We start from the raw sequence: 24,606 nt of genomic DNA, 5'->3' as shown, positions 1-24,606 counted from the left end.
ATGGGAAAAGTTACAGGTTTTAAAGAATTCGAAAGAGAAGATGAATCATATATTGCAGTAGAAGAACGTGTTGTAAATTATAATGAATTTACGGTTGCCCTGAGTGAAGCTGAAATTACAAAACAAGGATCTCGCTGCATGGATTGCGGCATACCTTTTTGTCACAGCGGTTGTCCTCTAGGAAATTTGATACCCGATTTCAATCATATGGTACACCAAGGTGAATGGCAAAAAGCCTCTTGGATACTACATTCTACAAATAATTTTCCAGAATTTACAGGACGTTTATGCCCAGCACCTTGCGAAAAAGCATGTGTATTGGGTCTTATTGAAGATCCAGTATCGATTGAAAATCTTGAAAAAAATATTGTCGAACGTGCCTTCAAAGAAGGATGGATTAAACCGCAACCACCAAAAACAAGAACAGGAAAAATTGTTGCTGTTGTAGGTTCTGGTCCAGCTGGATTAGCAGCTGCACAACAATTGAACAGAGCAGGACACTTAGTTACTGTATTTGAAAGAGATGATACTATAGGTGGGTTATTGCGTTATGGTATTCCAAATTTTAAATTAGAAAAAGGAATTATTGACCGTCGTTTGGCTATTTTAGAAGCAGAAGGAATTACATTTAAAGTAAATACTAATGTTGGAGTTAATTATGATATTAACGATCTAAAAGCATTTGATTCAATTGTACTTTGTGGTGGAGCTACAGAAAGAAGAGGTTTACCAACTCCGGGAGCAGATGCAGACGGTGTAGTTCAAGCTATGGATTTCTTAACGCAACAAACCAAAGTAGTTTTTGGTCAAAAAGTAGAAAATCAAATATTGGCAACAGGTAAAGATGTTATCGTAATTGGTGGTGGAGACACCGGTTCAGACTGCGTTGGAACTTCAAATCGTCACGGCGCAAAATCAGTAACTAATTTCGAGATTATGCCAAAACCTCCTGTAGGAAGGAGCGAAACTACTCCTTGGCCTTTTTGGCCTTTACAGTTAAAAACATCTTCTTCACATAAAGAAGGTTGCGAAAGAAACTGGTTGATTAATACCAAAGAATTCGTTAAAGATGCCAATGGTAAATTGACAGCTCTTAAAACAGTAAATGTAGAGTGGAAATTAGTTCCTGGCCAACGACCTGAATTAATTGAAGTGGAAGGTACTGAAAAAATATGGCCTTGTGATTTGGCTTTATTAGCTTTAGGATTTACAGGTCCAGAAAAAACATTAAGCAGTCAATTAGGACTTGAAACTGACTTCAGAAGCAATTACAAAGCAAATAATTACCAAACGAATGTTCCTAACATCTTTACCGCAGGTGATATGAGAAGAGGACAATCATTAATCGTTTGGGCGATCTCCGAAGGTCGTGAAGCAGCAAGAGAAGTTGATTTATATCTAATGGGGAAAACAAATTTACCTACCAAAGAAGGTGGAGATTTGCCTTCCTTATAATAAAAACATAAAATATTTTTATAAAGACCTTGAAGTGATTCAGGGTCTTTTTTTGTTTTAAAAATCCATATAATAACAACTATTGTTTATAATCAAACATTTTGTTATAATTTGTTATTTTTAAATTTAATCCTTGTGAGAATCAATAAAGAATAATAAATTTGCATAAAATTTAATATAATGCAAGCAAAAGATTTAGTACAATTAGCAGAACAATTCGGTAGTCCATTATACGTATATGATGCGGCAAAAATCCAATCACAATATAAAAGATTAACAGACGCATTTTCTAAAGTAGAAAAATTACGTATCAATTATGCGATGAAGGCATTATCAAATGTAGCCATTCTTCAATTGTTGAGAGAATGCGGTTCCTGTTTAGACGCCGTTTCTATCCAAGAAGTTCAATTAGGACTTCACGCTGGATATTCACCAGATCAAATATTTTTTACACCAAATGGAGTTTCTCTAGAAGAAATAGAAGAAGTATCAGCAATGGGTGTTCAAATCAACATTGACAATTTATCAATATTGGAACAATTTGGAACAAAACATCCAAATGTGCCTGTTTGTATCCGTATCAATCCTCATGTTATGGCTGGCGGAAACGCAAACATTTCTGTTGGACATATTGACAGTAAATTTGGTATTTCTGTACATCAGTTACCACATCTGGTTCGTATTGTTGAAAACACTAAAATGAAAATAGTGGGAATCCACATGCATACTGGTTCCGATATACTTGATATCGAAGTATTTTTGTATGCTGCAGAAATCTTGTTTGATGCTGCAAGAAGTTTCAAAGAACTTGAATTTCTTGACTTTGGAAGTGGATTTAAAGTACCTTACAAAAAAGACGATATCGAAACTGATATTGAAGAATTAGGAAATAAACTATCCAAAAGATTCAATGCCTTTTGTAAAGAATACGGAAAAGATTTGACCCTGATTTTTGAGCCAGGAAAATTCTTAGTTAGCGAAGCGGGGTATTTCTTGGCTAAAGTAAATGTAGTAAAACAAACAACATCTACTGTTTTTGCTGGAATTGACAGTGGTTTCAATCACTTAATCCGCCCAATGTTTTATGGCTCGCAACATCATATAGAAAACATATCACACCCAAAAGGAAAAGAGCGCTTTTACTCTGTTGTTGGATACATTTGTGAGACAGATACATTTGCAAACAACCGCAGAATATCCGAAATCAATGAAGGAGATATTCTTTGTTTTAAAAATGCTGGAGCTTACTGCTTTTCGATGGCATCAAATTACAATTCCCGTTACAAACCAGCAGAAGCATTATGGCTAAACGGAGAGGGACACCTGATACGTGCTCAAGAAACTTTTGAAGATTTACTAAAAAATCAAATTCCGTTGCCGTCCTTAGTTGCATCCGAATAACAAATACCAAATCCCATTTCAATTAAAAATGAAATGGGATTTTTTTGTATAATTAGTATTGGAAATCACTTGGGAATTACAAGTTTATTGGGTCAGAAATACTATTATCAATTCTTTTTTATAAAGTGAGATTTATCATATTTATTAGCTTTTAATTTAGTTATTTTTACTTCAAATTAATTAATACCTTAAAAAATGAAAAAAATGATAATTTGGAGTGTTGCAAGTGTATTAGCAATACTAGTTTTGGTACAATGTAAACCTAAAGACGAAAATACCGAAACCATAAAAGAAACGGTAGTTGAAAACACTAACTTGCATACAGTTATAATAAAAAAGGTTCTAAATGCAACAGCATACACTTATCTTTTAGTAACTGAAGGCGAAAAGGAATATTGGATTGCTGTTCCGCTATCAACTATAGAAATAGGAAAAACCTATACTTATGAAGGCGGAATGGAGATGAAAAAATTTGAGAGTAAAGATTTAAAAAGAACTTTTGATTCTGTATTCTTTGTTGAAGCTTTAGTTGATCCTAACCCACCAGCAGATACAAAACAAGCTATGGCTCCTCAAACAATAATTAATAAAACCGAGTTGTCTAAAGGAATTACTTTAGCCAAAGGTGGTATCTCTTTACACGATTTATTCTTTGGTAGAGATAAATTAGAAGGTAAAACGGTGATTCTAACTGGAAAAGTGATGAAATTTATGCCCGAAATAATGAATAAAAATTGGATTCACCTACAAGACGGATCAAGTTTTAACGGATTTAATGATATTACGATTACTACTTTAGAAAAGGTAAAAATAGATGCTATCGTTACTCTTAAAGGAACCGTCGTTCTAAACAAAGATTTAGGTTCGGGTTATAAATACGATATTCTTATTGAAGACGCAGTGCTAGTAAAATAAGTAAAACGCTGATTTTTATACCTAACAAATCCCATTTCAATAAATAGACTGCCCCCAAAAAGTTAGACACTATTTGGGGGTATTTTTTTGGAATAAATTGTGGTAGATTTGTGTCAGAAATAAAGAATTATTTCGAAACAACAAATAAACAAAACTATAAAAAATGTATCTTTGAAACTATAAAATAAAGTATTATGAATTTACAACTGACAAAAATGGAACTGATAGAAATGCTTTTGAACACCCGAAAAGAAGCAATTTTAGAAAAAGTTAGAGCGGTTTTAGAAGAAGATCAAGACCAACTTACGGCAGAAGATTATAAAATAATTGATGACCGTAGAAAAAGACATTTAAACAGTGAAAGCAAATCATTTTCTTGGAAAGAAGCTAAAGAAAGCATTCTGAAATCATAAGAAAATGAAGTATTCATTAGAAATTAAAGAAGAAGCTGTACTTGACATTAAAGAAGCTTATTTGTACTATGAAGAACAAAAGATTGGTTTAGGAAATCGCTTTTTAGAAACTTTGGAAAGTTATTTAGAACGCGTTCAAAAATATCCTGAACATTATCAAATCAAGAGAAAACCTTATAGAGAAGCTTTTATAAAAAACTTTCCATACATAATTATTTATGAAATTGAAGGGAATAAGATAATTGTATATGCTGTTTTCAATACTTGGCGAAATCCAACCAAGAAACCAATAAAACACGATTAGGAAATAGTGTTTTGTACAAAATAAAATCTTTTTTCTATTTGATGCTGCATAACATAATAAATCCCATTTCAATAAAAATGAAATGGGATTTATTTCTTGGAAATAATGAGGTCAAAAATAATAATTCTATTTGACCAATAATTCATTCTTGCTTTTTATCACACTGCCAAAAGCGTCTAAATTATATTGCGACTTGTTTGAGACGCTTCCTGCGTGACAAAAGGAGTAGAAAGTTTTATCTGCACAATAGCATTAAAAATAAAAAAATTATTAATATTCAGGGTTTCAGAAATTACAATAGTTTTACTACTCCCCCAAAATCTCCGTCAAAACCTTGCCTTCGGTACCGTTTGGCATTTCAAGTTTGAGTTTTAATGCTAGTGTTGGCGCAATTTCAGTTATTTCTTTTTTATCGAAACTTTCTCCCGGTTTTATTTTCCAACCGTAAAAAAGCAAAGGAGCGTGCGTGTCATAAGCATATGGTGTTCCGTGAGAAGTTCCTGTTGCACCATATTCTATATATCCAGGTTTGTCTAGCACCACCAAATCACCGTTTTGCGAAACATCATAACCGTTATTTATAAAATTTAGAAAATAATCATTACCAGTCGAAGCCAAAATCTCTTCCTCGCTATAAACTCGTTTTACCTGCTCCTGCGTCATCATATAATCCTTGAAAGTTTGTTTTACTTTGGCTAATTCCAAACCTTTGGATTTGATTATATCCTTATTAAAATAAATATTAAAATTTGAATATTCCACTACGAGATTTTCGCCATAAGTTGCAGTAGAAAACTCTTTAATCCCTTTAGAAATATCTTTAGACGGAACATTCTTAACATTGTATTTATGATATTTAAGATGGGTGGCGTTTTCAGCACAAGCGTGATCGGCGGTCAAGAAAAGTAAATAATTATCTTTACCCACTGTCTTATCTAAATAATCCAAGAAATCAGCAATAGTTAGGTCTAATCGCAAATACGTATCTTGTAATTCCATTGATCTTGGCCCTAAAATGTGACCTACATAATCAGTTGAAGAAAAACTAACCGTCAAAAAATCGGTGATATTGTCTTTTCCTAATTCTTCTTTCTCTATGGCTTTTTTGGCAAAATTAGCCAATAAATCATTTCCAAAAGGAGTCGAACGCATTACTTCGGCACCGTGTTTATCATACATTTCTTTTAGATTGTATGGAAAAACAGGTTTTTCGGAATTGTATAATTTACCTTCATACGGATTGTCATCAGGTAAACTTTCGTTATAGTCGGCAGCAGGTTTCAATAAACTCCAACCCTTATTGATATAGGTCATATAATTTTTATTGTTGTTGAATTCCGTTACCCAATCCGGCAATGCTGCACCATAAAATGTACTCGAAATAAACGAGCCAGTTTCACTGTACCAAAAAGCCCAATTCGCAAAATGTCCCGCTGGCAAAATGGCGCCTCGATCTTTCAAACTCATTCCGATTACTTTCCCTTTGAAATTAGTCCCCAACCGCAACTCGTCAGTAATGGTAGTGCTTAACAGGTTTTTTGGAGACATCGCTCCTTCTTTAGCTGTTCCATCGCCAACCGTTTTCACAGAAGCATCGTCTGTGCAATACATCGATTTTCCTAACTTTCTACTAAACCAATCATTACCAACAATTCCATTGACCGAAGGAGTTGTTCCGGTGTAAATTGAAGCGTGCCCGGGACCAGTATAAGTGGGCATATAATTGAAATTGGCATTATGAAAAACAAATCCTTTTTCCATCAAACGCTTGAAACCATTAGGAGAAAAATCGTCCGAAAAACGGTATAAATATTCCATTTTCATTTGATCGACTACAATTCCAACCACTAATTTGGGACGTTGTTGCGCTTGAAGGTTTAAAATGATAATAAACGACAGCAGCAAAAATAACTTTTTCATATTATATATATTATTTACACAAAAATACGGATTCGCTTAGTAGAAATAAGACTGGAGAAGGATAAATTAATCAAAAGTTAACCAACAAAACGATTATTTGTAATTGAAGATATTGTACAGTATAATTCTATCTTCATAATTGATGTAAAGTTGCTTACGGTTGTCTTGTTTTTTTCGGGTAATGATTGAAAGCGTGCAATCTTCTCCATTATTGTCCTTGCAGGTGAATGAATAAACACTGTCGTTTTCATTTTCTTCCAATGGGATGTAGTCGATAATTTCAAACAATTGAATAATCTCTGAATACACTACAATTCGGCTTTTGTCTGTATCTAATTTTACTAAAATATTGACCAAACTCAAATCCGACCATTTTCCCCAATTCCCTTTTTGATCTTTTTCCATAACGCTCAAACCCGAAGTTTTGAATTTGTATGTTTGACCGTAAGATTGGTTCATCCCCAATGCGAGAAAAGCAAAAATTGCAATTAATTTTATTTTAGTCATTATTTTTAAAATTGTAGGTTTTCAAAAGTACTAAAATTTGGAACTAGAAATCGAATTTCTCTACTTCTTTTCTAGCCAAATTATAATCGGTAATCATTTCCTCCATAATTTCAGCAGCTGGTATTATTTGATGAATCAATCCTGCAATTTGACCAATTTCGAGTTCGCCTTCGTCCATATCGCCTTCAAACATTCCGTGTTTGGCTCTTGCTCTGCCTAACAATGCTGATAATTCATCTTTCGTTGGGCATTTTGCGTATAAATCCTGAACGTCTTGGTAAAATTTATTTTTGATTAATCGGACTGGTGCCAATTCTTTCAAAGTCACTTGTGTCTCGCCTTCATTGGTTTCTAGAATTTTATTTTTGAAATTTTCGTGTGCCGAAGATTCTACAGAAGCAGCAAATCGACTTCCTACTTGCACTCCATCAGCTCCAAGAACCATAGCGGCAAGCATTCCACGACCGTTTGCAATTCCGCCAGCAGCAATAAGTGGAATTTTAATTTTTTCTTTCACCATCGGGATCAAAGTAAAAGTGGTAGTTTCTTCTCTTCCGTTGTGTCCTCCAGCTTCAAATCCTTCGGCAACAATGGCATCAACTCCAGCATCTTGTGCTTTCAATGCAAATACAGAACTGCTTACAACGTGAACTACCGTAATCCCTTTTTCCTTCAAAAAAGAAGTCCAAGTTTTGGGGTTTCCTGCCGATGTAAAAACAATTTTCACACCTTCATCAACAATAATTTTCATTATCTCGTCGATGTTCGGATACAACATCGGTACATTTACACCAAAGGGTTTATCCGTAGCTTTTTTACATTTTTGAATATGTTCCCGCAACACTTCGGGATACATCGAACCCGCCCCAATCAATCCCAAACCACCGGCATTACTCACTGCACTGGCTAATTTATAACCACTGTTCCAAATCATTCCTCCTTGAATAATTGGATATTTGATATTGAAAAGTAGGGTGATTTTGTTCATTTATTGAATTGAAAATTACTGTTTAATAATTTTTCCTGTTTTAGTATAACTTTTTGATACTATTTTATAAAAATAAACACCGCTACTCAACGATTTTAATGAAATGGTTGGCACTTGGGTTGAACTATTTTCCTCTATTACTTTTTGTCCAGAAATAGAATAAATGTAAATCTTATCCCCTTCTACATTTGATGGCAAACTAAAAGACACCAAGTCATTGGTAGGATTTGGATAGATTTTATATTCATTATTCAAAAACTCTTCAACCGATAATCCATTGGATAAAGCCAAATTAAAATCAGGAATTCCATAACCGTATTGTGGTCTTGATTTTACGGCTGGTTCGGTAAAATTATCTGATGATTGCTGAATTAATTGTTTAATTTGTTGTGCGTTTTTGCCAGGCAAGGCTTGCCATAAACAAGCGACCATTCCAGATGTTATGGGGCAAGAAAATGATGTTCCACTTCCAGTAACTAGATTTCCGGCTGGATCCGACAATACAACTGTTTGTCCTTGAGCCATTACATCTGGTTTTACTCGATCGTCATAACTTGGACCTATTGAACTAAACAAAGCATAAGTTTCATTGGCTTGAACAGCGCCAACAGCAATTACATTTTTGGCTTCGGCAGGAATTCCCACGTGTGGTTCTGTTTGCTGCCCTTCATTACCTGCACTAGCAACCACAATAATTCCTTTATCAAAAGCAATATTGGCTCCCTGAGATGCAAAAGCTAAATTCCCTGTCATGTCTGAATAGGTGTGACTGTAATTGGGATTATCATAACCAAAATAGCCTAATGATGTAGAAATAATATCCACTCCTAGCCTATCGGCTTCTTCGGCAGCTTCGACCCAATTTGACTCTTCGACAGGATTTTCAGAATAGGGAAATGCAGAAATAGCATCTTCAGTTATAAACAAATAATACATTGCGTCTGGAGCTGTTCCTACTAATTGCCCGTCAACATAACCTCCCATTGAAGACAAAACATAGGTTCCGTGATTGTTGCCAGAATAATAATTACTACTTTTATTTATAAAATCATATCCACCAAGAATTTGATTGTTGTTCCTTAATCTCTGAAAAGGCTGAGCTGTATCGACTCCAGGAAAACCTGAATCCATAACCGCTATTATTTTTCCAGAACCTGTATAATCCAATTGATGCAACAAATGTCCATTCAACATTTGAATTTGATTCGATGAAATGCCATAATTGTACGTCACTGCAGTTTCCATCGTTTTATTTACAGGTTTAAATTTTAATTTCGCAACTGTTTTATTGGTAGAACTGTTCAAAGTCTTATCGGCAAAATCTACTTTGAGGACAGAAGACAATAATATTAGAGCATTAATATCGGCCACCGAACCCCGAATATGAAGACAATTCAACCATTTGGATTTGGCTTTGATGGTAATTCCAGATGAATTAATTATCGCATTAATATAAGGTTGGTAAATAGGTACGTCTATTATATCCAAGGCAATTCCTTGAGCAGTTCTTCTGTCTAATGCTCTTTGCGAAAGCATTGTTATTGGATTATCTAAATACGTTTGAAAGTCTGGTTTGTCTTTAAAGTAAACCCAGGCCTCTTCTTGCGAAAAGCCAACAAAACTCGAAACTAAAAACAGGAAAATAATTATTTTTCTCATATATAATTTGGAATTAAAATACGAATCTAAGAAATAACTCCCGAACCAACTAATTCATCATATAAATACCAAGCTACAAATTGCCCTTCGGTAATGGCGGATTGTGGTTCTTCGAAAGCGACGTACATTCCGTTTTCGAATTGGTGTAAAGTCGCTTTTTGCAAAGGTTGACGGTAGCGAATTCGTGCCATTACTTCCATCGTTTCGCCATTGGCCAAAGCCAAATCAGTACGAATCCAATGGACTTCAAATTTTTCGATAAACAATGCTTTTTTGAACAATCCCGGATGTTGACTGCCTAAACCGGTGTAAATTGTATTTGTTTCAACATTGGTGGATATGATAAATAATGGATCTGTAGTTCCGCCAACATTTAATCCTTTTCGCTGTCCTGTGGTGAAATAATGTGCGCCTTGATGTTTGCCCACTACTTTGCCCATTGTTGGTGTGTACCCAATTTTACGCGAATCGAATAACAATTCTTCTTCAACAGAAAGTCCTTCTTGTTTTATAAAATTATATTCCGAAATCCCTTTGTCAATTTGGATTATTTGACCTTCTTTGGGTTGTAATTTTTGTTGCAAAAACTCGGGCAATCTCACTTTTCCAATGAAACACAATCCTTGTGAATCTTTCTTTTCGGCGGTAACCAAATCCAATTCCAGAGCAATTTCGCGGACTTCGGGTTTTGTTAATTCACCTATTGGAAACAAAGATTTTGCCAATTGCTCTTGCGATAATTGACATAGAAAATACGATTGGTCTTTATTATTGTCGACTCCAGCCAAAAGTTGATAGACTTTTTCGCCGTTGACTTCGATTTCACCTTTTCGGCAATAATGACCAGTTGCCACATAATCAGCACCAAGACTTAAAGCGATTTTCATAAAAACATCGAATTTTATTTCGCGATTGCAAAGTACATCAGGGTTTGGAGTTCTCCCTTTTTCGTATTCGTTGAACATATAGTCCACGATTTTTTCTTTGTATTCTTCGCTTAAATCTACGGTTTGGAACGGAATTCCTAGTTTTTCTGCAACTAATAATGCATCATTGCTATCCTCAAGCCACGGACAATCATTAGAAATAGTAACCGAGTCGTCGTGCCAATTTTTCATAAAAAGACCTATGACCTCATAGCCTTGCTGCTGCAACAAATACGCTGCAACACTCGAATCTACACCACCTGAAAGCCCTACAACTACACGTTTCATTTTGAAATAATTATAATTTTACAAGGTTGCAAAGTTACAAAGATTTACGGAAGGATTGGTGTAAGACTTTAGATTTATTCCATCGATAGGTTAGTTAAACAATTGCATGATTTTGGCTAAAACCTGTAAATGAAACATAAAAAAACCTTTGGCTAAAGCCAAAGGCAATTGAAATCATAAGAATAAATAATGTTTATTTCATCTATCTTAATACTACTTTTTAGCTTTCGAAATACTTTGCGGAAAGCTCATATTTTCTTCTTTGACCAATTTTTCTCCTTGAAAAAATTGCCAAACACCCATTTTTTTCCCATTGACGAATTTCCCTTTAGAAACAATTGTTCCGTCATCGGCATCCCTGAAAATAGCCAAACCATCAAACTGATCGTTTTTGTAATTAGATTCTTCGATGATAATTCCGGATTCAGTGTATCGTTTATAAAACCCATTTTTAAGGTTGTTTTTGTTTAGCATCTCTTCGGCAATTTTCCCGTTGGAATAAAAAACAGACCGCAAACCTTCGAGTTTTCCTTTACTATAATTTTCGGTAGTCATTATCGCTTTAGAAGCTTTGTGGTAATATTTCCATTGGCCTTCATATAATTTGTTGACGACTTTGCCCTCGCTTACTTTATTTTTGAGTTGATCATAAAAAATCGTGTAGGCAGAATTATCTTTACTATTAAATTCTCTAGTAGCAACCACTCTTTTCGATTTGGTATTATCATAGAAAGTAAAAATACCAATTTCTTTGCCGTGTTCGAATGCCCCTTCGTATTTTGGGTTTTTGGTATCGAAATAAAATCCTTTCCAAGGTCCGTTTTTGTTTCCCTTATCGTCTAATTTATTGTAAACCACTTGGGCAAACATGGCCATGTTTACAAAAAATAAAAATCCAAAAAAAAGTTTATTTGTCATGTCTAGGCGATTCTAATAAATGATTTATATACATAACTGAATTTGATTAATAATATTACGCTGCCTTAATTACTGGTAGAAAACAAATTTACATAATAACACATTTAAAACAATTTTGTTTACACTAACATTTGTTTAGTATTATTATGACAAACACAAACATACAAATTATATTTTCCTGAAATACAACGCATTAGTTATAGTAAATTCTGTAAAACAAATATTAAAATTTTCACAAAGAAATATTTTGTTTAATCTTTTTTAGATAAATTTGAACAGAATTTAAAAACTAATACAAACATAAAAAAAACATTATGAAAAATTTATTTAAAATTAAAATTATCATTGCGCTTATTGCAATAACATTTTTCGCAATTTCTTGTAACAATGATGATGAATCTATGGCTGACAATACTATAACTGGGATTGCTCAGACTAATGCTAACTTATCAATTCTTGTTCAAGCATTAGTAAAAGCAGACTTAGCTTCGACTCTTCAGGGAGTTGGGCCTTTCACTGTATTTGCTCCAACAGATGCAGCTTTTGTAGCTTTCTTGAAAACTACACCTTATGCTACATTAAATGATGTTCCAAAAGACGTTTTGACACAAATTTTGTTAAATCATGTAGTTAGCGGAAAGAAAGTGTCAACAGATTTGACTACAGGTTATGTAAAAACTTTGGCCAAAAGTGCGACTTCTGGAACTAATACAATGAGTATGTATGTAAACACTGCGTCAGGTGTAAAATTAAATGGAGTTGCAATGGTTACTTCGGCTGATATTATGGCTTCGAATGGTGTCATCCATGTAGTAGATAAAGTAATAGGATTGCCTACGATTGTAACACACGCTACAGCAAACGCAAATTTCACTTCATTAGTTGGCGCATTGACTAGTGCTGGACAACCTAATTTTGTTAGTATTCTTTCTGGAACAGGACCGTTCACAGTTATGGCTCCAACAAATGCAGCATTTACAGATCTAAATACTGAATTAGCACCAGGTGGAACTGCATCAGTATCTGTTGCAAATTTGACAAAAGTTTTAACTTATCATGTAGCTAATGGAAATGTTTTAGCAGCTAGCCTGATGGAAGGTCAAGAGATTGCTACACTTCAATTACCACAAAAATATACTATACAATTGACAGGCAGAGCAAAAATTAAAGACGTAAGAAATAGAATTTCAACGATTGTTGCAACTGATGTACAATGTTCGAATGGAGTAATTCACGTTATAAATAAAGTGCTTTTACCAACATTTTAATATCCTTAAAAATAAATTTTAGTTGTTAAATACCTACTACTAAAGTTTTATTCGAATTTTACTTTACCTAAAAAAATGCCTCCAAAAAGATAATTCTTAATGGAGGCATTTTTATTTGCAGCATTCAAAAAAAAACTCAAACATAATATTAAAAACCTTAAAATTGTAATATTTTATTTAAATATTTTGAAAATAATTGCTTTTAATCAGTTTTATTTGTGTTTTTATCGTTGTTATTATATATTTATAATTCCAACTCTAACTCTCTAACCATGAACACATTTACCCAAAAAGAATTTGCTTTCTCCAGAAAAATACTGTGCTCGTTTTTTGGGCATAAAATGATAACAACCAGAAATGTGACCAATCATTTTAAAGAATATAAATGTTCCAGCTGCGGTTTAGAAATGACCAATGACATTCATGGTCAGACAATATATCTCACCCAAGAGCTAAAAGATATTAATGAAATATTAAACCGATTGTATATAAAAAGAAATTATTCCATTTAAAACCCCATAAAGATGCTACTACTTCTTCTCATAAAAAGTCTGCTATTACTAAGACAATTAGCAATAAAAAAACGCTTAGCTCGGATTTCTGTAATCGAAATTCATTCCTAGCAATATCAAAAACTATAATTTTTAGTATTTGATTGCAAGATTAATTCACAATATATATGTTTTTGTAATTTCGAGTTATGAAATCAAAGGCTGAGTTAAGCACATTTCCCATAGTTTTTGCTCTCTTAAAATTGATGTCGTGAGTTAATCGGTACAATTCCAACTTTAATTGTTCGACCTGACTATCCGGTGCAATCATGTCATTACCCATAATATGCAATAATTTATTAACTCGGGTTTCATTAGAAAAAATTCTTTTGGCCAAAGCGGCTCTCTCCTCGTTTTTATACTGTTCTATTGAACTATTCTCCAATTTTTCTTTAACCAATTTTACCATTGGATAATTTTCTTTAAAAAACTGTGGACGATACACTTTCAAATTTCCTTCATAGCATTGCTGGTCAAAATCTATAGGGCGAATTTTAAAAACTACTTGATCAAAATCGTGAATGGGCACAATAACATAATTATACGCTCTCATGTCGCCCAAAAGCCGAATCATACAACGCTCGTTAAATTTAACGAACTCTTTTGCGATTTGTGATTTTTCGACCTCAGAGCAATGTTGTAAAAGTGTTTCCATAAATACATCTCCAGGAATTCCCATAATATGCTCTTCGATCAAAGTGTCTTTGTACACCAAAAAATGGATTTTGTCTGGCGAAAGAATATGCTCTAATTCTAACCCATAAACCCGAGAAGCATCGGCTTTTTTTACATAAAAATAGGTGTAATTGTCGTTGAGAATATTTCTTACTTTAACTCGAAAGGGTTTCGAGTTGCCAAAAGTGCAATAATCAATAGCATCAACATTCAAGAACTTTATGATATCAATATTCCCATCTGAATGAAGATACGAATATATTTTTTTTAAATTCAAATCAATTTCAGCTCTCTCAAACTCACTATAATAAACTCGAATCCATAATGTATCGACATCATTTTTATCAAAAACATTTATAGAACCTGTGAATCGCAATAAATCATTATAATATAATGAAACTTTTGATACCCGATCAAATCGTTCCAAATAGTCTAAAAAGGAAGAATTTATGGGGTAAGAAGGTTTTTTGAAAACCATTAATTGCTTTTGACTCATTTTGAAATAATTTTAAACAAATTTACATTAATATCACAAGTTAATTCAAAATTGAATACATAAATAGATTTCTTTTTATGTTGAAAATGACTGAATTGATTGTTTTTTTAAGCCTAATATTTGATAGTTTAAAAAAATATAGTTTTGTAGTATCTTTGAACAACTATGAAATGGCAACAAACAATTCTATTTTTTTCCTTGATTTACTGCAATACTTTGATTGTATCGGCACAAAATATTACTGTTGATGACACTTACACAGCCCAACAACTTGTCGAAAATGTATTAGTTAATAGCTCCTGTGCTACGGTTTACAATGTTGCTGCAAAAGGAGACACTTTTCCTGTTGGAGAAAATAGTCATGGCTATTTTACTAATGCTGGCGGTAGTTTTCCTTTTGCAGAAGGAGTTGTATTAAGTACGCAATATGCAAAAAAGTCAATTGGGCCTTATAATTGGGTATTGGGTAACGACAATGATGGTGGCTGGCTCGGGGATGCAGATTTGAATCAAATATTGGGAATTAACTCAGTAACTGCAACTGTTTTGGAATTTGATTTTATTCCATTAACCAATTTCTTAAGCTTTGATTATATTTTTGCTTCTACTGAATATGCAGATACAGGTTCTTGCCGCTTTACCGATGGGTTTGCATTTTTAATTAAGGAAAACACCCTAGGTTCCGTTTACGAAAATCTAGCTGTAATTCCAGGAACACAAACACCGGTTTCTTCTACAAATATTCACCCAACTATACTTCCATCGGGAATTTATAATGGTTGCGCTGCTGTAAATGAGAATTATTTTAATGGTTTTAATACTGCTTCAAGTCCAATAAATTTTGCGGGACAAACCGCCATTATGAATGCTCAAACACCAGTAATTGCTGGAAAAAGCTATCATATTAAATTAGTGATTGCAAATGATTTTAATGAATATTACGATTCTGCTGTGTTTTTTAAAGCGGGGAGTTTTTCTCCAAAATTTGACTTAGGATCAGATCGATTAGCAACAAGCAATCCGATTTGTTTTGGCGAAAGCTACACAATTGACACTCAACTACCAGCAACTTATGACTATAAATGGTACAAAGATGGAGTTTTACTTCCAACCGAAAAAAGCCCAATTTTGACTATTAGCGATAACGGAACTTACAAAGTAGAAGTGGTTTTTACACCTGCAACCTGTTTGGCGATAGACGAAATAAAATTAGAATATGCTCCAGAAATAATAGTATCAAACACCACTCTAGCACAATGTGATGACAATGCCGATGGAATTTCTATTTTCAATCTAACAAGAGTGGATAACATTATTAAAAATAATGACACTACTTTAAGTCCAGTGGTATATTACGAATCCTTAGCAGATGCACAAGGAAAATTAAATCCAATTCTGACTCCTACAACTTATACAAACAAACTAACAGTTCCAACCCTTTTTGCCAGAGTTACTAATATTTTTGGCTGTGCCAATTACGCTCAATTGAATTTAAAAATTGCAAACAATTTAATTTCTCCACAAAGTCCAGTTTCAAATTGTGATGATGATGGGGTACAAGATGGATTCTATCAATTCGATTTAAACACCCAAATCACACCACAAGTTTTGAATGGTTTACCTTCCGGAATGATTGTCGAATATTATTTAAGCACGACCGATGCCATTGCTCAAAAAAATTCTTTGACCAATATTTTCAAAAACACTACTCCAAACCAACAAATCATTCAAGCTCGAATTGTAAATGGCCCAGATTGTTTTGGTATTGTTCCAGTAAGACTAGTCGTAAACACATTTAATCCAGTAAATTTTCAGGAGGAAATGGGTTTTGTTTGTGTAGATTCGACCACCGATTTAAGTGTTGCTTCTGGTTTCTCGAGTTATTTATGGAATACTGGTGCAACTTCAAATAGTATTCCAATAAATGTAGCCGGCAATTATTCGGTTACGGTTACTAATGCTGAGGGTTGTAAGGCTGTGAAAAAATTCAACCTTACAAGCTCCGAAATTGCTACAATTACTGGTGCTACCGTTACTGATTTTGCAGGAAACAATAATTCCGTTTTATTGCAATATACTGGCATTGGTGACAACTATGAATTTTCGATTGATGGCTCCTATTTTCAAGACAATCCACTATTTACAGGAATTGCTCCCGGAAAATATCTGGCATATGCAAACGATAAAAATGCATGTGGATTATCAATTCCTTTTACGATTTATGTTTTAGATTATCCTCGATTTTTTACTCCAAATGGAGATGGTTATAATGATATTTGGAAAATAAAAAATCTAGATTTATTTCCAAATTCAACCCTAACGATCTATAACCGATATGGAAAAATACTAACTGAAATTAATACTGTAAATCCCTATTGGACGGGCAAATACAATGGGAAAGAATTACCTTCAGATGATTATTGGTTTCAATTAAACCTTGGCGAAGGCAAAATAATAAAAGGCCATTTTACATTAAAAAGATAACAAATATTTGTTATTTTTATCCGATGAAAAAAATTAGTCTACTTCTTTTTATATTTTTATCCATAAGTTGTTTTGCACAATTTAGCAAAACACATTATATTCCACCGTTGTCAGGTTCAAATTCAGTAGCTGCACAAGATCAATATTTATACATTTCCACACCAAGCTTAACTCCTGTAAAAGTTAAAATTAATGCTATTGGGATTAAAATCACCAATATATCTGTTTCACAAAACAACCCTTATGTTTATAACGTAGGCTCTGGAACAGACACTCAACTTATGGCGAGTAGCGGTTTTTTAAATACAACTCTATCCGATAAAGGATTTATAATTGAAGCTGAAAGTTTGGTTTATGTTGCTGCAAGGGTTAGCGCTGGAAACTACAACCAAGCGGGTTCATTAGTTTCAAAAGGATTATCTGCGTTAGGAAAAGAATTCAGAGTTGGTGCTTTTACAAATACTGAAACAACAAATTCAAGTCCTGCTCGCTATACGTTTTTATCCATTTTAGCAACTGAAAACAATACTTTGGTTGAATTCAAAGACATTAAACCTGGGGTGAGTTTAATGAATAATCCGACAGCCGGAAACACTCCCGCAAGTGTTACTTTAAACAAAGGACAAAGTTATATTTTGGCTACCGAAGATAATAGAATTGCAAACAAAGACGGATTAATTGGCGCATTAGTCCAATCGAATAAACCAATAGCTTTGAACTGTGGTTCTTTTGGAGGAACAAATGGCGATGCCAATAATAATTTAGATTTAGGATTTGACCAAATTGTTCCAATAGAAAATATTAGGAATAAAGATACTGACGAAACAAAGTATATTTTTGTGAGAGGTTACGGAATAGACCTCACAGAAAGACCTTTACTTGTAGCTCACGAAGACAATACTGAAGTATTTATTAACGAGATAAGTACAACAACACTAAATTCCGGGCAATATTTAGCCATAGACGGCTCTTTATATGGGAGTAATGGAAATATGTATGTGAGAACTACAAAGCCAGCATTTGCATACCAAAGCGTGGGTGGACAATCTCAAGCGAATCAAAACTTATTTTTTGTTCCTCCATTAAACTGTTCTACTCCAAGTATAGTAAACAACATTCCAATGATTGAACAAATTGGTTCCATAAGTTTTACAACAAATAGCGGATTAAATATCGTCACCGAAACTGGATCAACTTTACAAATAGGAATTGATGGAACAAACTACCCTATTTCCAGTCTTCCTTCTGGAGTTTCAGTAACTCTCCAAGCAGTAATCGCCAATCCTGCTTTTGAAGTGTACAGCATCACAGGATTGAGAGGTAATATCGCTGTGTTTTCGAATAAACAAGTCTATGTCTCTTATTTTGGCTCAAGTGGTTTTGCTACTTATGGTGGTTATTATTCAGGTTTTGACGTGAAACCAGAAATTATTTCCGAAATAAAAGTTGGTGCCACTTCTTCTTGTATCCCAGATGTGATATTAAAAATTAGTTCTTTGACCTCCTATGATTCTTTTGAATGGTATAAAAATGATGAAATAATACCCGGGGAAATAAGCAATTCATACACTCCAACTGAGCCCGGATTTTATCAAGTAAAAGGTACAAATTCAAACTGTGGTACCTTTGTCTTTTCAGATAAAATACCTGTAAGTGACTGCCCTACTGACCTTGACAATGACAAAGTTTATGATAATATCGATTTAGACAATGATAATGATGGAATCCTAAACTGCACTGAATCTTACGGAAATCAAAACATTGATATTTCGAATTCAAATGCAGGAAATATTATTCTGAATACTTACTCTAATTCTTTTACAGGAGAAACTACAACAACAGGTAAGGATTTATTTAAGGGAACATTTTCAGGCAGTTCAGGTGGTAGTTTTATTTCTGAAATTCAAGCAGGCAAAGAGAATAGCGTTACTTACACAATGACTTTTGCTCAACCCATAAGCATAGGAATCGAATATGTTTCTACAGCAAATGTTTCCGATTTGTTGAATGATAATGCTGAATATGTAATTAATTCAGATATCAACAAAACAATAACGGTTCTCAATCCTGATAATCAATTATTGATAGATATTAACTATGATGGAATTTACGAAACTGGCATTACAGAATATTCCTCTTTTGAAATCCGATTTCGAATTAACAGTTCAACTCCTTTAGCAGCAGGAACGGGCACTTTTAAATTCTTAACTTATTTAGCCAATACTATCCGTTTTACGCATAAAAATCTATCCGAAACTGAGCCAAACAAATCTACTTTAAAATTCTTTGCAACTTGTATTCCAAAAGATTCCGAAGGAGATGGCATTCCTGATCAATTGGATATCGACAGTGACAATGATGGAATTCAGGATACAATAGAAGCCCAAGTAAGTGCTACTGTAGCAATTTCTAATACCGATACCAATAATGATGGTTTAGACAATGCTTTTGGACTCGGTTTTACGCCCGTTGATTCTGATAATGATGGCATTTTAGATTATCTAGATTTAGACAGCGATAATGATGGAATACGAGATTCTGTAGAAACCGAAAATGATTTGGATACTGACGGAATTCGAAATTATCGCGATTTAGACAGTGATAAAGATGTCTGTTCGGATGTAATAGAAGCAGGATTTACTGATGCTGATGGAGATGGAAAATTCGGAAATTCACCCATAACTGTTGACGTGAATGGACTTGTTAGTGGCGCTCCATACACAGTTCCGAATCCTAACTATTTAATCTCGGCACCCATTGTAATAACACAACAACCAGCAGTTGCTCCAACTTGTGAGTTGCAAAATGTTACAATTACCTTAATTGACAATGGAGGAAACACCTATCAATGGCAACTTTCGAATGATGGAACAACCTGGAATGATGTTTTAGACAATGCAACTTATTCTGGATCAAAAACAAACACATTAACCATAACTAATGTTTCAAACGCTATGAATGGTTATAAATACCGTGTCCTATTAAGTAAAACTGGAAATTCTTGCGGCCTAACTTCGGAGGAAGCCACTTTGACAGTTTACGTTTTGCCTGTTGTAAATAATATCACAATTATTCAATGTGGTGCTGATTTATTGGGATATTCGACATTTAATCTAACAGTAAAAAACAATGAAATTTCAACGGATTTTACCAATGAGACTTTTACTTATTACAAAACTTCAGCTGGAGCCAATACTGCCGATCCAGCAGAACTAATCAACACACCACTAGCCTTTACAAACACAACTCCATTCACAATGCCAGTTTGGACAAGAGTTGTAAATTCAAATGGCTGTTTTAGAACTGCACAAATAACATTGAAAGTTTTAGTAACTCAAATTCCGATTATTTTTAATAGAGCTTTCGAAGTTTGTGACGATTTGTTAGATAGTAATGGCGCAAATAATGATAATAATGATAAAAGAGACGGTGTTTCATCCTTTGATTTTAGCAGTGTTACGACCGATATTAAAACGATGCTTCCCGCTACAGGAAATTACTCCATTACCTATTATAGAAACCAAGCCGATGCATTGGCAGAACTCAATGCCATAACTGATATTTCAAATTACAGAAACATTGGTTATCCAAATACTCAGATAATTTGGGGTAGAGTCGATAGCGATATTGACAATGCTTGCTTTGGATTAGGTCCCTATGTGAATCTAACAGTTGAAAAGCTACCTTTTGCAAATCCAATTTCAATTCCAAGACAATGCGATGACAATCAAGATGGAATTTTTACTTTTAATACTGCTACTTTAGAAACCACTTTATTAGGAACGAACCAAACGTTTCCTGTTACTGTGGCTTATTTTGATGCCGCTAATAATCCTTTGAAAGATGCTAATGGAGTAATGATAACTAGTCCTTTCCCAGCGACTTTTACCTCTACTTCACAAATTATAAAAGCAGTGGTTTCCAATACTACTTTATTAAAATGTTTTGATGAAACTACGATTCAATTTATCGTAGATGATTTGCCGGAAGCTTTCCCTATACCTGTTTCTTTGACAACTATTTGTGATGATGAATCAGATCCATTAACTCAAGATGGAAAATTAGGATTTGATACTTCAACATTTCTATCCACAATTTTGAAAGGACAAACTAGCATGACGGTAAAATATTTTGACCAAAATGGAAATGCATTACCAAGTCCGTTGCCAAATCCATTTATAACTAGTTCTCAAAATGTAAAAGCCATTGTCGAAAACTCAATAAATACCTCTTGTTTCGCCGAATTAATAATTTCTTTTGTAATAGATCCACTACCGAATATTAGTTTAAATACCGATGGAAGCGAAGACGAATTAGTTTGTACAAACGACCCAACCTTTTATGTACAACTCGATGCGGGAATTCAAGATGGCTCACCAATATCGGATTACACTTATATTTGGTCGAAAGATGGAGCTATTTTAATAGGCAAAACGGATTACACATTAGATGTAAATGAAGCAGGATTATATACTGTTGAAGTACTAAATAGTGAAGGTTGTGGCAGAATTCGAACTATAAAAGTTACCCCTTCAGATGTGGCACATATTCAATCGATTGCTATCGTTGATATGACTGACATCAATACAGTTACGGTGAATGTAACAGGAACTGGCATTTATGAATACAGTTTAGACGACCTTTATGGGCCGTATCAAGATTCCAATTTCTTTGATAATGTGCCAGCCGGAATTCACGATGTTTTTATTAATGATAAAAATGGTTGTAGGCCTGTAACTACAACAACTATTGCCGTTGTTGGAATGCCAAAATTCTTTACTCCAAATAACGATGGATACAATGATTATTGGAGTGTAAAAGGTGTAACTGCGAATTTCAATGCCAATTCTATAATATATATTTTTAACCGATATGGGAAACTACTCAAACAATGGATTCCATCAAGGAGCGAAGGATGGGATGGCACTTTCAACGGAACTCTTTTACCAGCGGATGATTATTGGTACACTATAAAACTTGAGGATGGACGTGAGGCAAAAGGTCATTTTAGTTTGAAACGTTAATAATAAGAATGAATTAGAAAAAGTATATAAAAAAAGCCATTCTTTCGAATGGCTTTTTTGTTATAATAATTAGGACTAGATTTTAAATCTTTTTCTATCCGTTTCTGTCAAATATATTTTTCTCAAACGAATCGATTTTGGAGTAACCTCAACGTACTCATCTTTTTGAATGTACTCTAAAGCTTCTTCTAGAGAGAAAATAATTGGAGGAATAATTCTAGCTTTATCATCATTTCCAGAAGAACGAACGTTAGATTGTTTTTTCTCTTTAGTCACGTTCACACACATATCATCGGCACGGGAGTTTTCACCAATTACTTGACCTTCATAAATTTCGTCATTAGGATTAACGAAGAATTTACCACGATCTTGTAATTTATCGATAGAATAAGGAATAGCTTTTCCTTTTTCCATAGAAATTAATGAACCTTTATTACGTCCAGAAATCTCTCCTTTGTAAGGCTCATATCCTATAAAACGATGTGCCATAATAGCCTCACCAGCAGTAGCAGTAAGCAATTGGTTACGCAATCCGATAATTCCACGTGATGGAATATTGAATTTTATTATCATACGTTCCCCTTTAGTTTCCATACTCAACATTTCTCCTTTACGGAAAGAAACAAACTCTACAGCTCTTCCCGAAAGAGTTTCTGGTAAATCGATTGTTAATTCCTCAATAGGTTCACATTTTTTACCATCAATTTCTTTGATAATAACTTGTGGTTGACCGATTTGCATTTCATAACCTTCTCTTCTCATAGTTTCAATAAGAACAGATAAGTGAAGTACACCACGACCAAAAACCATAAATTTATCAGCAGAATCAGTTTCGCCTAACTTCATAGCTAGGTTTTTTTCCAACTCTTTTGTCAATCTATCTCTAATATGTCTAGAAGTAACAAATTTTCCTTCTTTACCAAAGAAAGGAGAGTCATTGATTGTAAACAACATACTCATTGTTGGCTCGTCAATAGCAATAGCTTGTAATGCTTCTGGATTATCAAAACAAGCGATAGTATCACCAATTTCAAAACCTTCAACACCTATAATAGCACAAATATCACCCGCAATTACTTCTTGCACTTTTTTACGACCAAGTCCTTCAAAAGTATGCAATTCTTTAATTCTTGATTTAGTAATTGTTCCGTCTCTTTTTACTAAAGAAATTGGCAATCCTTCTTTCAAAACACCTCTTTCAAGACGACCAATCGCAATACGACCAGTAAAAGCAGAAAAATCTAAAGAAGTGATTAACATTTGTGGGGTTCCCTCAGAAACTTTAGGAGCAGGAACGTGAGCCAAGACCATATCCAATAACGGTTCTATGTTTTCTGTGATAACATTAAAATCATCAGACATCCAGTTATTTTTAGCAGAACCATAAACTGTTGGAAAATCCAACTGCCATTCTTCTGCACCCAATTCGAACATTAAATCGAAAACTTTTTCGTGAACTTCTTCAGGAGTACAGTTTTCTTTATCGACTTTATTGATAACCACACAAGGCTTTAATCCTAAGTCAATAGCTTTTTGTAACACAAAACGAGTTTGTGGCATTGGTCCTTCAAAAGCATCTACAAGAAGGCAAACTCCGTCGGCCATATTAAGAACTCGCTCCACTTCTCCACCAAAATCGGCGTGACCAGGAGTGTCAATAATGTTAATTTTTGTACCTTTATAGACTACAGAAACATTTTTGGAAGTAATGGTAATACCTCTTTCGCGTTCTAAATCATTACTGTCAAGTATTAAGTCTCCTGTATTCTGATTGTCTCGAAATAAGTGACAATGATACATGATTTTATCAACCAGAGTAGTTTTACCGTGATCGACGTGGGCAATAATTGCAATGTTTCTAATAGCTTCCATCTAATTTTTTTTTCAGGTTGCAAAGGTACACTTTATTTTCATATAAAAAATCTTTATCTTATAGTTTGCAATTTGTTAACGTATTATTCTAAAATGCATCGCTTTTAAAATAAGTTTTGAATGATTATAAATAATAACATAAATTTTTATGACTATCCGTTACTTGTACCAAGTTGTTTCTAATGCTGCAATCAATAACCTATCCGATAGTCTGTCCCCGAAATACCTTCTGTTGAACTTATAACAGAACTCATCTAAATAGTTTTGTACATATTGCTGATTTACGCAATTATGATGGATCCCTAACAGAACTTTTTTAGCATTACTAATACTCCTATTTACCCACGGAAATACTTTTTCTGATTTTGTTTTGTTTGGTTCTACCACTATTTCGTGATGGGCTATTTTTTCTTTTAATTTTGCATAACCTGTGTAGCCGTCTGTAATTACTGACGCTGTATTTTTAACCGATTTTCCTACTTCTTTATTGATGCTTTGAGCCGTTAAATCTTCCATCACAACCATTTTTAGAAAACCTACTT

18 protein-coding genes are annotated in these 24,606 nt (G+C 33.9%); 9 read left to right on the top strand and 9 right to left on the bottom strand.

The window, feature by feature from the left end; genetic code table 11:
- The 5 genes from FNW17_RS04890 to FNW17_RS04870 all read left to right on the top strand — a co-directional run bounded on the left by FNW17_RS04890 (position 1) and on the right by FNW17_RS04870 (position 4,488).
- Positions 1 to 1,455, top strand: a complete 1,455-nt coding sequence (locus FNW17_RS04890) for a glutamate synthase subunit beta (protein WP_144071024.1) — start codon at positions 1 to 3, stop codon at positions 1,453 to 1,455.
- A 180-nt stretch (positions 1,456 to 1,635) separates the two neighbouring features.
- The gene (gene lysA / locus FNW17_RS04885; protein WP_144071023.1) at positions 1,636 to 2,856 is read left to right on the top strand and encodes a diaminopimelate decarboxylase; all 1,221 of its coding nucleotides are present in this window, start codon (positions 1,636 to 1,638) and stop codon (positions 2,854 to 2,856) included.
- Positions 2,857 to 3,051: 195 nt separating this feature from the next.
- Positions 3,052 to 3,771: a hypothetical protein gene (locus tag FNW17_RS04880; protein ID WP_144071022.1), complete on the top strand. Its 720-nt coding sequence runs from the start codon at positions 3,052 to 3,054 to the stop codon at positions 3,769 to 3,771.
- 194 nt (positions 3,772 to 3,965) lie between these two features.
- Positions 3,966 to 4,184, top strand: a complete 219-nt coding sequence (locus FNW17_RS04875; protein WP_144071021.1) for a hypothetical protein — start codon at positions 3,966 to 3,968, stop codon at positions 4,182 to 4,184.
- A gap of 4 nt (positions 4,185 to 4,188) precedes the next feature.
- On the top strand, positions 4,189 to 4,488 hold the full coding sequence (locus tag FNW17_RS04870; RefSeq protein ID WP_144071020.1) for a type II toxin-antitoxin system RelE/ParE family toxin: 300 nt from the start codon (positions 4,189 to 4,191) through the stop codon (positions 4,486 to 4,488).
- Positions 4,489 to 4,794: 306 nt separating this feature from the next.
- Here FNW17_RS04870 and pafA read toward each other — a convergent pair whose 3' ends face one another.
- The 6 genes from pafA to FNW17_RS04840 all read right to left on the bottom strand — a co-directional run bounded on the left by pafA (position 4,795) and on the right by FNW17_RS04840 (position 11,694).
- Positions 4,795 to 6,408 carry an alkaline phosphatase PafA gene (pafA, locus tag FNW17_RS04865; RefSeq protein WP_144071019.1) on the bottom strand — a complete coding sequence of 538 codons (1,614 nt, stop codon included), beginning with the start codon at positions 6,406 to 6,408 and terminating at the stop codon, positions 4,795 to 4,797.
- Between the two features lie 93 nt (positions 6,409 to 6,501).
- Entirely contained in the window at positions 6,502 to 6,915 is a 414-nt protein-coding gene (locus tag FNW17_RS04860) for a hypothetical protein (protein WP_143390023.1), read from the bottom strand.
- A gap of 43 nt (positions 6,916 to 6,958) precedes the next feature.
- Entirely contained in the window at positions 6,959 to 7,903 is a 945-nt protein-coding gene (locus tag FNW17_RS04855; RefSeq protein WP_143390024.1) for an NAD(P)H-dependent flavin oxidoreductase, read from the bottom strand.
- A gap of 15 nt (positions 7,904 to 7,918) precedes the next feature.
- Positions 7,919 to 9,562 carry a S8 family serine peptidase gene (locus tag FNW17_RS04850; protein ID WP_143390025.1) on the bottom strand — a complete coding sequence of 548 codons (1,644 nt, stop codon included), beginning with the start codon at positions 9,560 to 9,562 and terminating at the stop codon, positions 7,919 to 7,921.
- 26 nt (positions 9,563 to 9,588) lie between these two features.
- The gene (gene mnmA, locus FNW17_RS04845) at positions 9,589 to 10,776 is read right to left on the bottom strand and encodes a tRNA 2-thiouridine(34) synthase MnmA (RefSeq protein WP_144071018.1); all 1,188 of its coding nucleotides are present in this window, start codon (positions 10,774 to 10,776) and stop codon (positions 9,589 to 9,591) included.
- 213 nt (positions 10,777 to 10,989) lie between these two features.
- A complete protein-coding gene (locus tag FNW17_RS04840) occupies positions 10,990 to 11,694 on the bottom strand; it encodes a toxin-antitoxin system YwqK family antitoxin (RefSeq protein WP_143390027.1) in 705 nt (234 codons plus the stop codon).
- Positions 11,695 to 12,008: 314 nt separating this feature from the next.
- Here FNW17_RS04840 and FNW17_RS04835 point away from each other — a divergent pair, with 314 nt between their 5' ends.
- Together FNW17_RS04835 and FNW17_RS04830 are read left to right on the top strand one after the other, a co-directional pair.
- Positions 12,009 to 12,962 carry a fasciclin domain-containing protein gene (locus tag FNW17_RS04835; RefSeq protein ID WP_144071017.1) on the top strand — a complete coding sequence of 318 codons (954 nt, stop codon included), beginning with the start codon at positions 12,009 to 12,011 and terminating at the stop codon, positions 12,960 to 12,962.
- A 272-nt stretch (positions 12,963 to 13,234) separates the two neighbouring features.
- Positions 13,235 to 13,474, top strand: a complete 240-nt coding sequence (locus tag FNW17_RS04830) for a hypothetical protein (protein ID WP_143392095.1) — start codon at positions 13,235 to 13,237, stop codon at positions 13,472 to 13,474.
- Between the two features lie 151 nt (positions 13,475 to 13,625).
- Here FNW17_RS04830 and FNW17_RS04825 read toward each other — a convergent pair whose 3' ends face one another.
- Entirely contained in the window at positions 13,626 to 14,684 is a 1,059-nt protein-coding gene (locus tag FNW17_RS04825; protein WP_144071016.1) for a hypothetical protein, read from the bottom strand.
- Between the two features lie 165 nt (positions 14,685 to 14,849).
- On the opposite strand from FNW17_RS04825, the gene FNW17_RS04820 reads away from it, so the two are divergent.
- Together FNW17_RS04820 and FNW17_RS04815 are read left to right on the top strand one after the other, a co-directional pair.
- Positions 14,850 to 17,168, top strand: a complete 2,319-nt coding sequence (locus FNW17_RS04820; protein WP_144071015.1) for a T9SS type B sorting domain-containing protein — start codon at positions 14,850 to 14,852, stop codon at positions 17,166 to 17,168.
- Between the two features lie 23 nt (positions 17,169 to 17,191).
- A complete protein-coding gene (locus tag FNW17_RS04815) occupies positions 17,192 to 22,192 on the top strand; it encodes a T9SS type B sorting domain-containing protein (protein ID WP_144071014.1) in 5,001 nt (1,666 codons plus the stop codon).
- 75 nt (positions 22,193 to 22,267) lie between these two features.
- Here FNW17_RS04815 and typA read toward each other — a convergent pair whose 3' ends face one another.
- Positions 22,268 to 24,064, bottom strand: a complete 1,797-nt coding sequence (gene typA / locus FNW17_RS04810) for a translational GTPase TypA (protein ID WP_143392051.1) — start codon at positions 24,062 to 24,064, stop codon at positions 22,268 to 22,270.
- Between the two features lie 159 nt (positions 24,065 to 24,223).
- Positions 24,224 to 24,606: IS1595 family transposase (locus FNW17_RS04805; protein ID WP_144071013.1), on the bottom strand; the 383-nt coding region annotated here is incomplete at its 5' end.

This window comes from Flavobacterium franklandianum, from assembly GCF_007097365.1.
Classification (GTDB): Bacteria; Bacteroidota; Bacteroidia; order Flavobacteriales; family Flavobacteriaceae; genus Flavobacterium; species Flavobacterium franklandianum.
The sequence above is the reverse complement of the archived record's forward strand: the minus strand, read 5'-3'. Positions and strand labels throughout refer to the sequence as shown.

Excerpts from the sequence above, each read along its gene's own strand:
- FNW17_RS04890 (WP_144071024.1), top strand. The coding sequence starts at position 1 with ATGGGAAAAGTTACAGGTTTTAAAGAATTCGAAAGAGAAGATGAATCA.
- lysA (WP_144071023.1), top strand. The coding sequence starts at position 1,636 with ATGCAAGCAAAAGATTTAGTACAATTAGCAGAACAATTCGGTAGTCCA.
- FNW17_RS04880 (WP_144071022.1), top strand. The coding sequence starts at position 3,052 with ATGAAAAAAATGATAATTTGGAGTGTTGCAAGTGTATTAGCAATACTA.
- FNW17_RS04875 (WP_144071021.1), top strand. The coding sequence starts at position 3,966 with ATGAATTTACAACTGACAAAAATGGAACTGATAGAAATGCTTTTGAAC.
- FNW17_RS04870 (WP_144071020.1), top strand. The coding sequence starts at position 4,189 with ATGAAGTATTCATTAGAAATTAAAGAAGAAGCTGTACTTGACATTAAA.
- pafA (WP_144071019.1), bottom strand. The coding sequence starts at position 6,408 with ATGAAAAAGTTATTTTTGCTGCTGTCGTTTATTATCATTTTAAACCTT.
- FNW17_RS04860 (WP_143390023.1), bottom strand. The coding sequence starts at position 6,915 with ATGACTAAAATAAAATTAATTGCAATTTTTGCTTTTCTCGCATTGGGG.
- FNW17_RS04855 (WP_143390024.1), bottom strand. The coding sequence starts at position 7,903 with ATGAACAAAATCACCCTACTTTTCAATATCAAATATCCAATTATTCAA.
- FNW17_RS04850 (WP_143390025.1), bottom strand. The coding sequence starts at position 9,562 with ATGAGAAAAATAATTATTTTCCTGTTTTTAGTTTCGAGTTTTGTTGGC.
- mnmA (WP_144071018.1), bottom strand. The coding sequence starts at position 10,776 with ATGAAACGTGTAGTTGTAGGGCTTTCAGGTGGTGTAGATTCGAGTGTT.
- FNW17_RS04840 (WP_143390027.1), bottom strand. The coding sequence starts at position 11,694 with ATGACAAATAAACTTTTTTTTGGATTTTTATTTTTTGTAAACATGGCC.
- FNW17_RS04835 (WP_144071017.1), top strand. The coding sequence starts at position 12,009 with ATGAAAAATTTATTTAAAATTAAAATTATCATTGCGCTTATTGCAATA.
- FNW17_RS04830 (WP_143392095.1), top strand. The coding sequence starts at position 13,235 with ATGAACACATTTACCCAAAAAGAATTTGCTTTCTCCAGAAAAATACTG.
- FNW17_RS04825 (WP_144071016.1), bottom strand. The coding sequence starts at position 14,684 with ATGAGTCAAAAGCAATTAATGGTTTTCAAAAAACCTTCTTACCCCATA.
- FNW17_RS04820 (WP_144071015.1), top strand. The coding sequence starts at position 14,850 with ATGAAATGGCAACAAACAATTCTATTTTTTTCCTTGATTTACTGCAAT.
- FNW17_RS04815 (WP_144071014.1), top strand. The coding sequence starts at position 17,192 with ATGAAAAAAATTAGTCTACTTCTTTTTATATTTTTATCCATAAGTTGT.
- typA (WP_143392051.1), bottom strand. The coding sequence starts at position 24,064 with ATGGAAGCTATTAGAAACATTGCAATTATTGCCCACGTCGATCACGGT.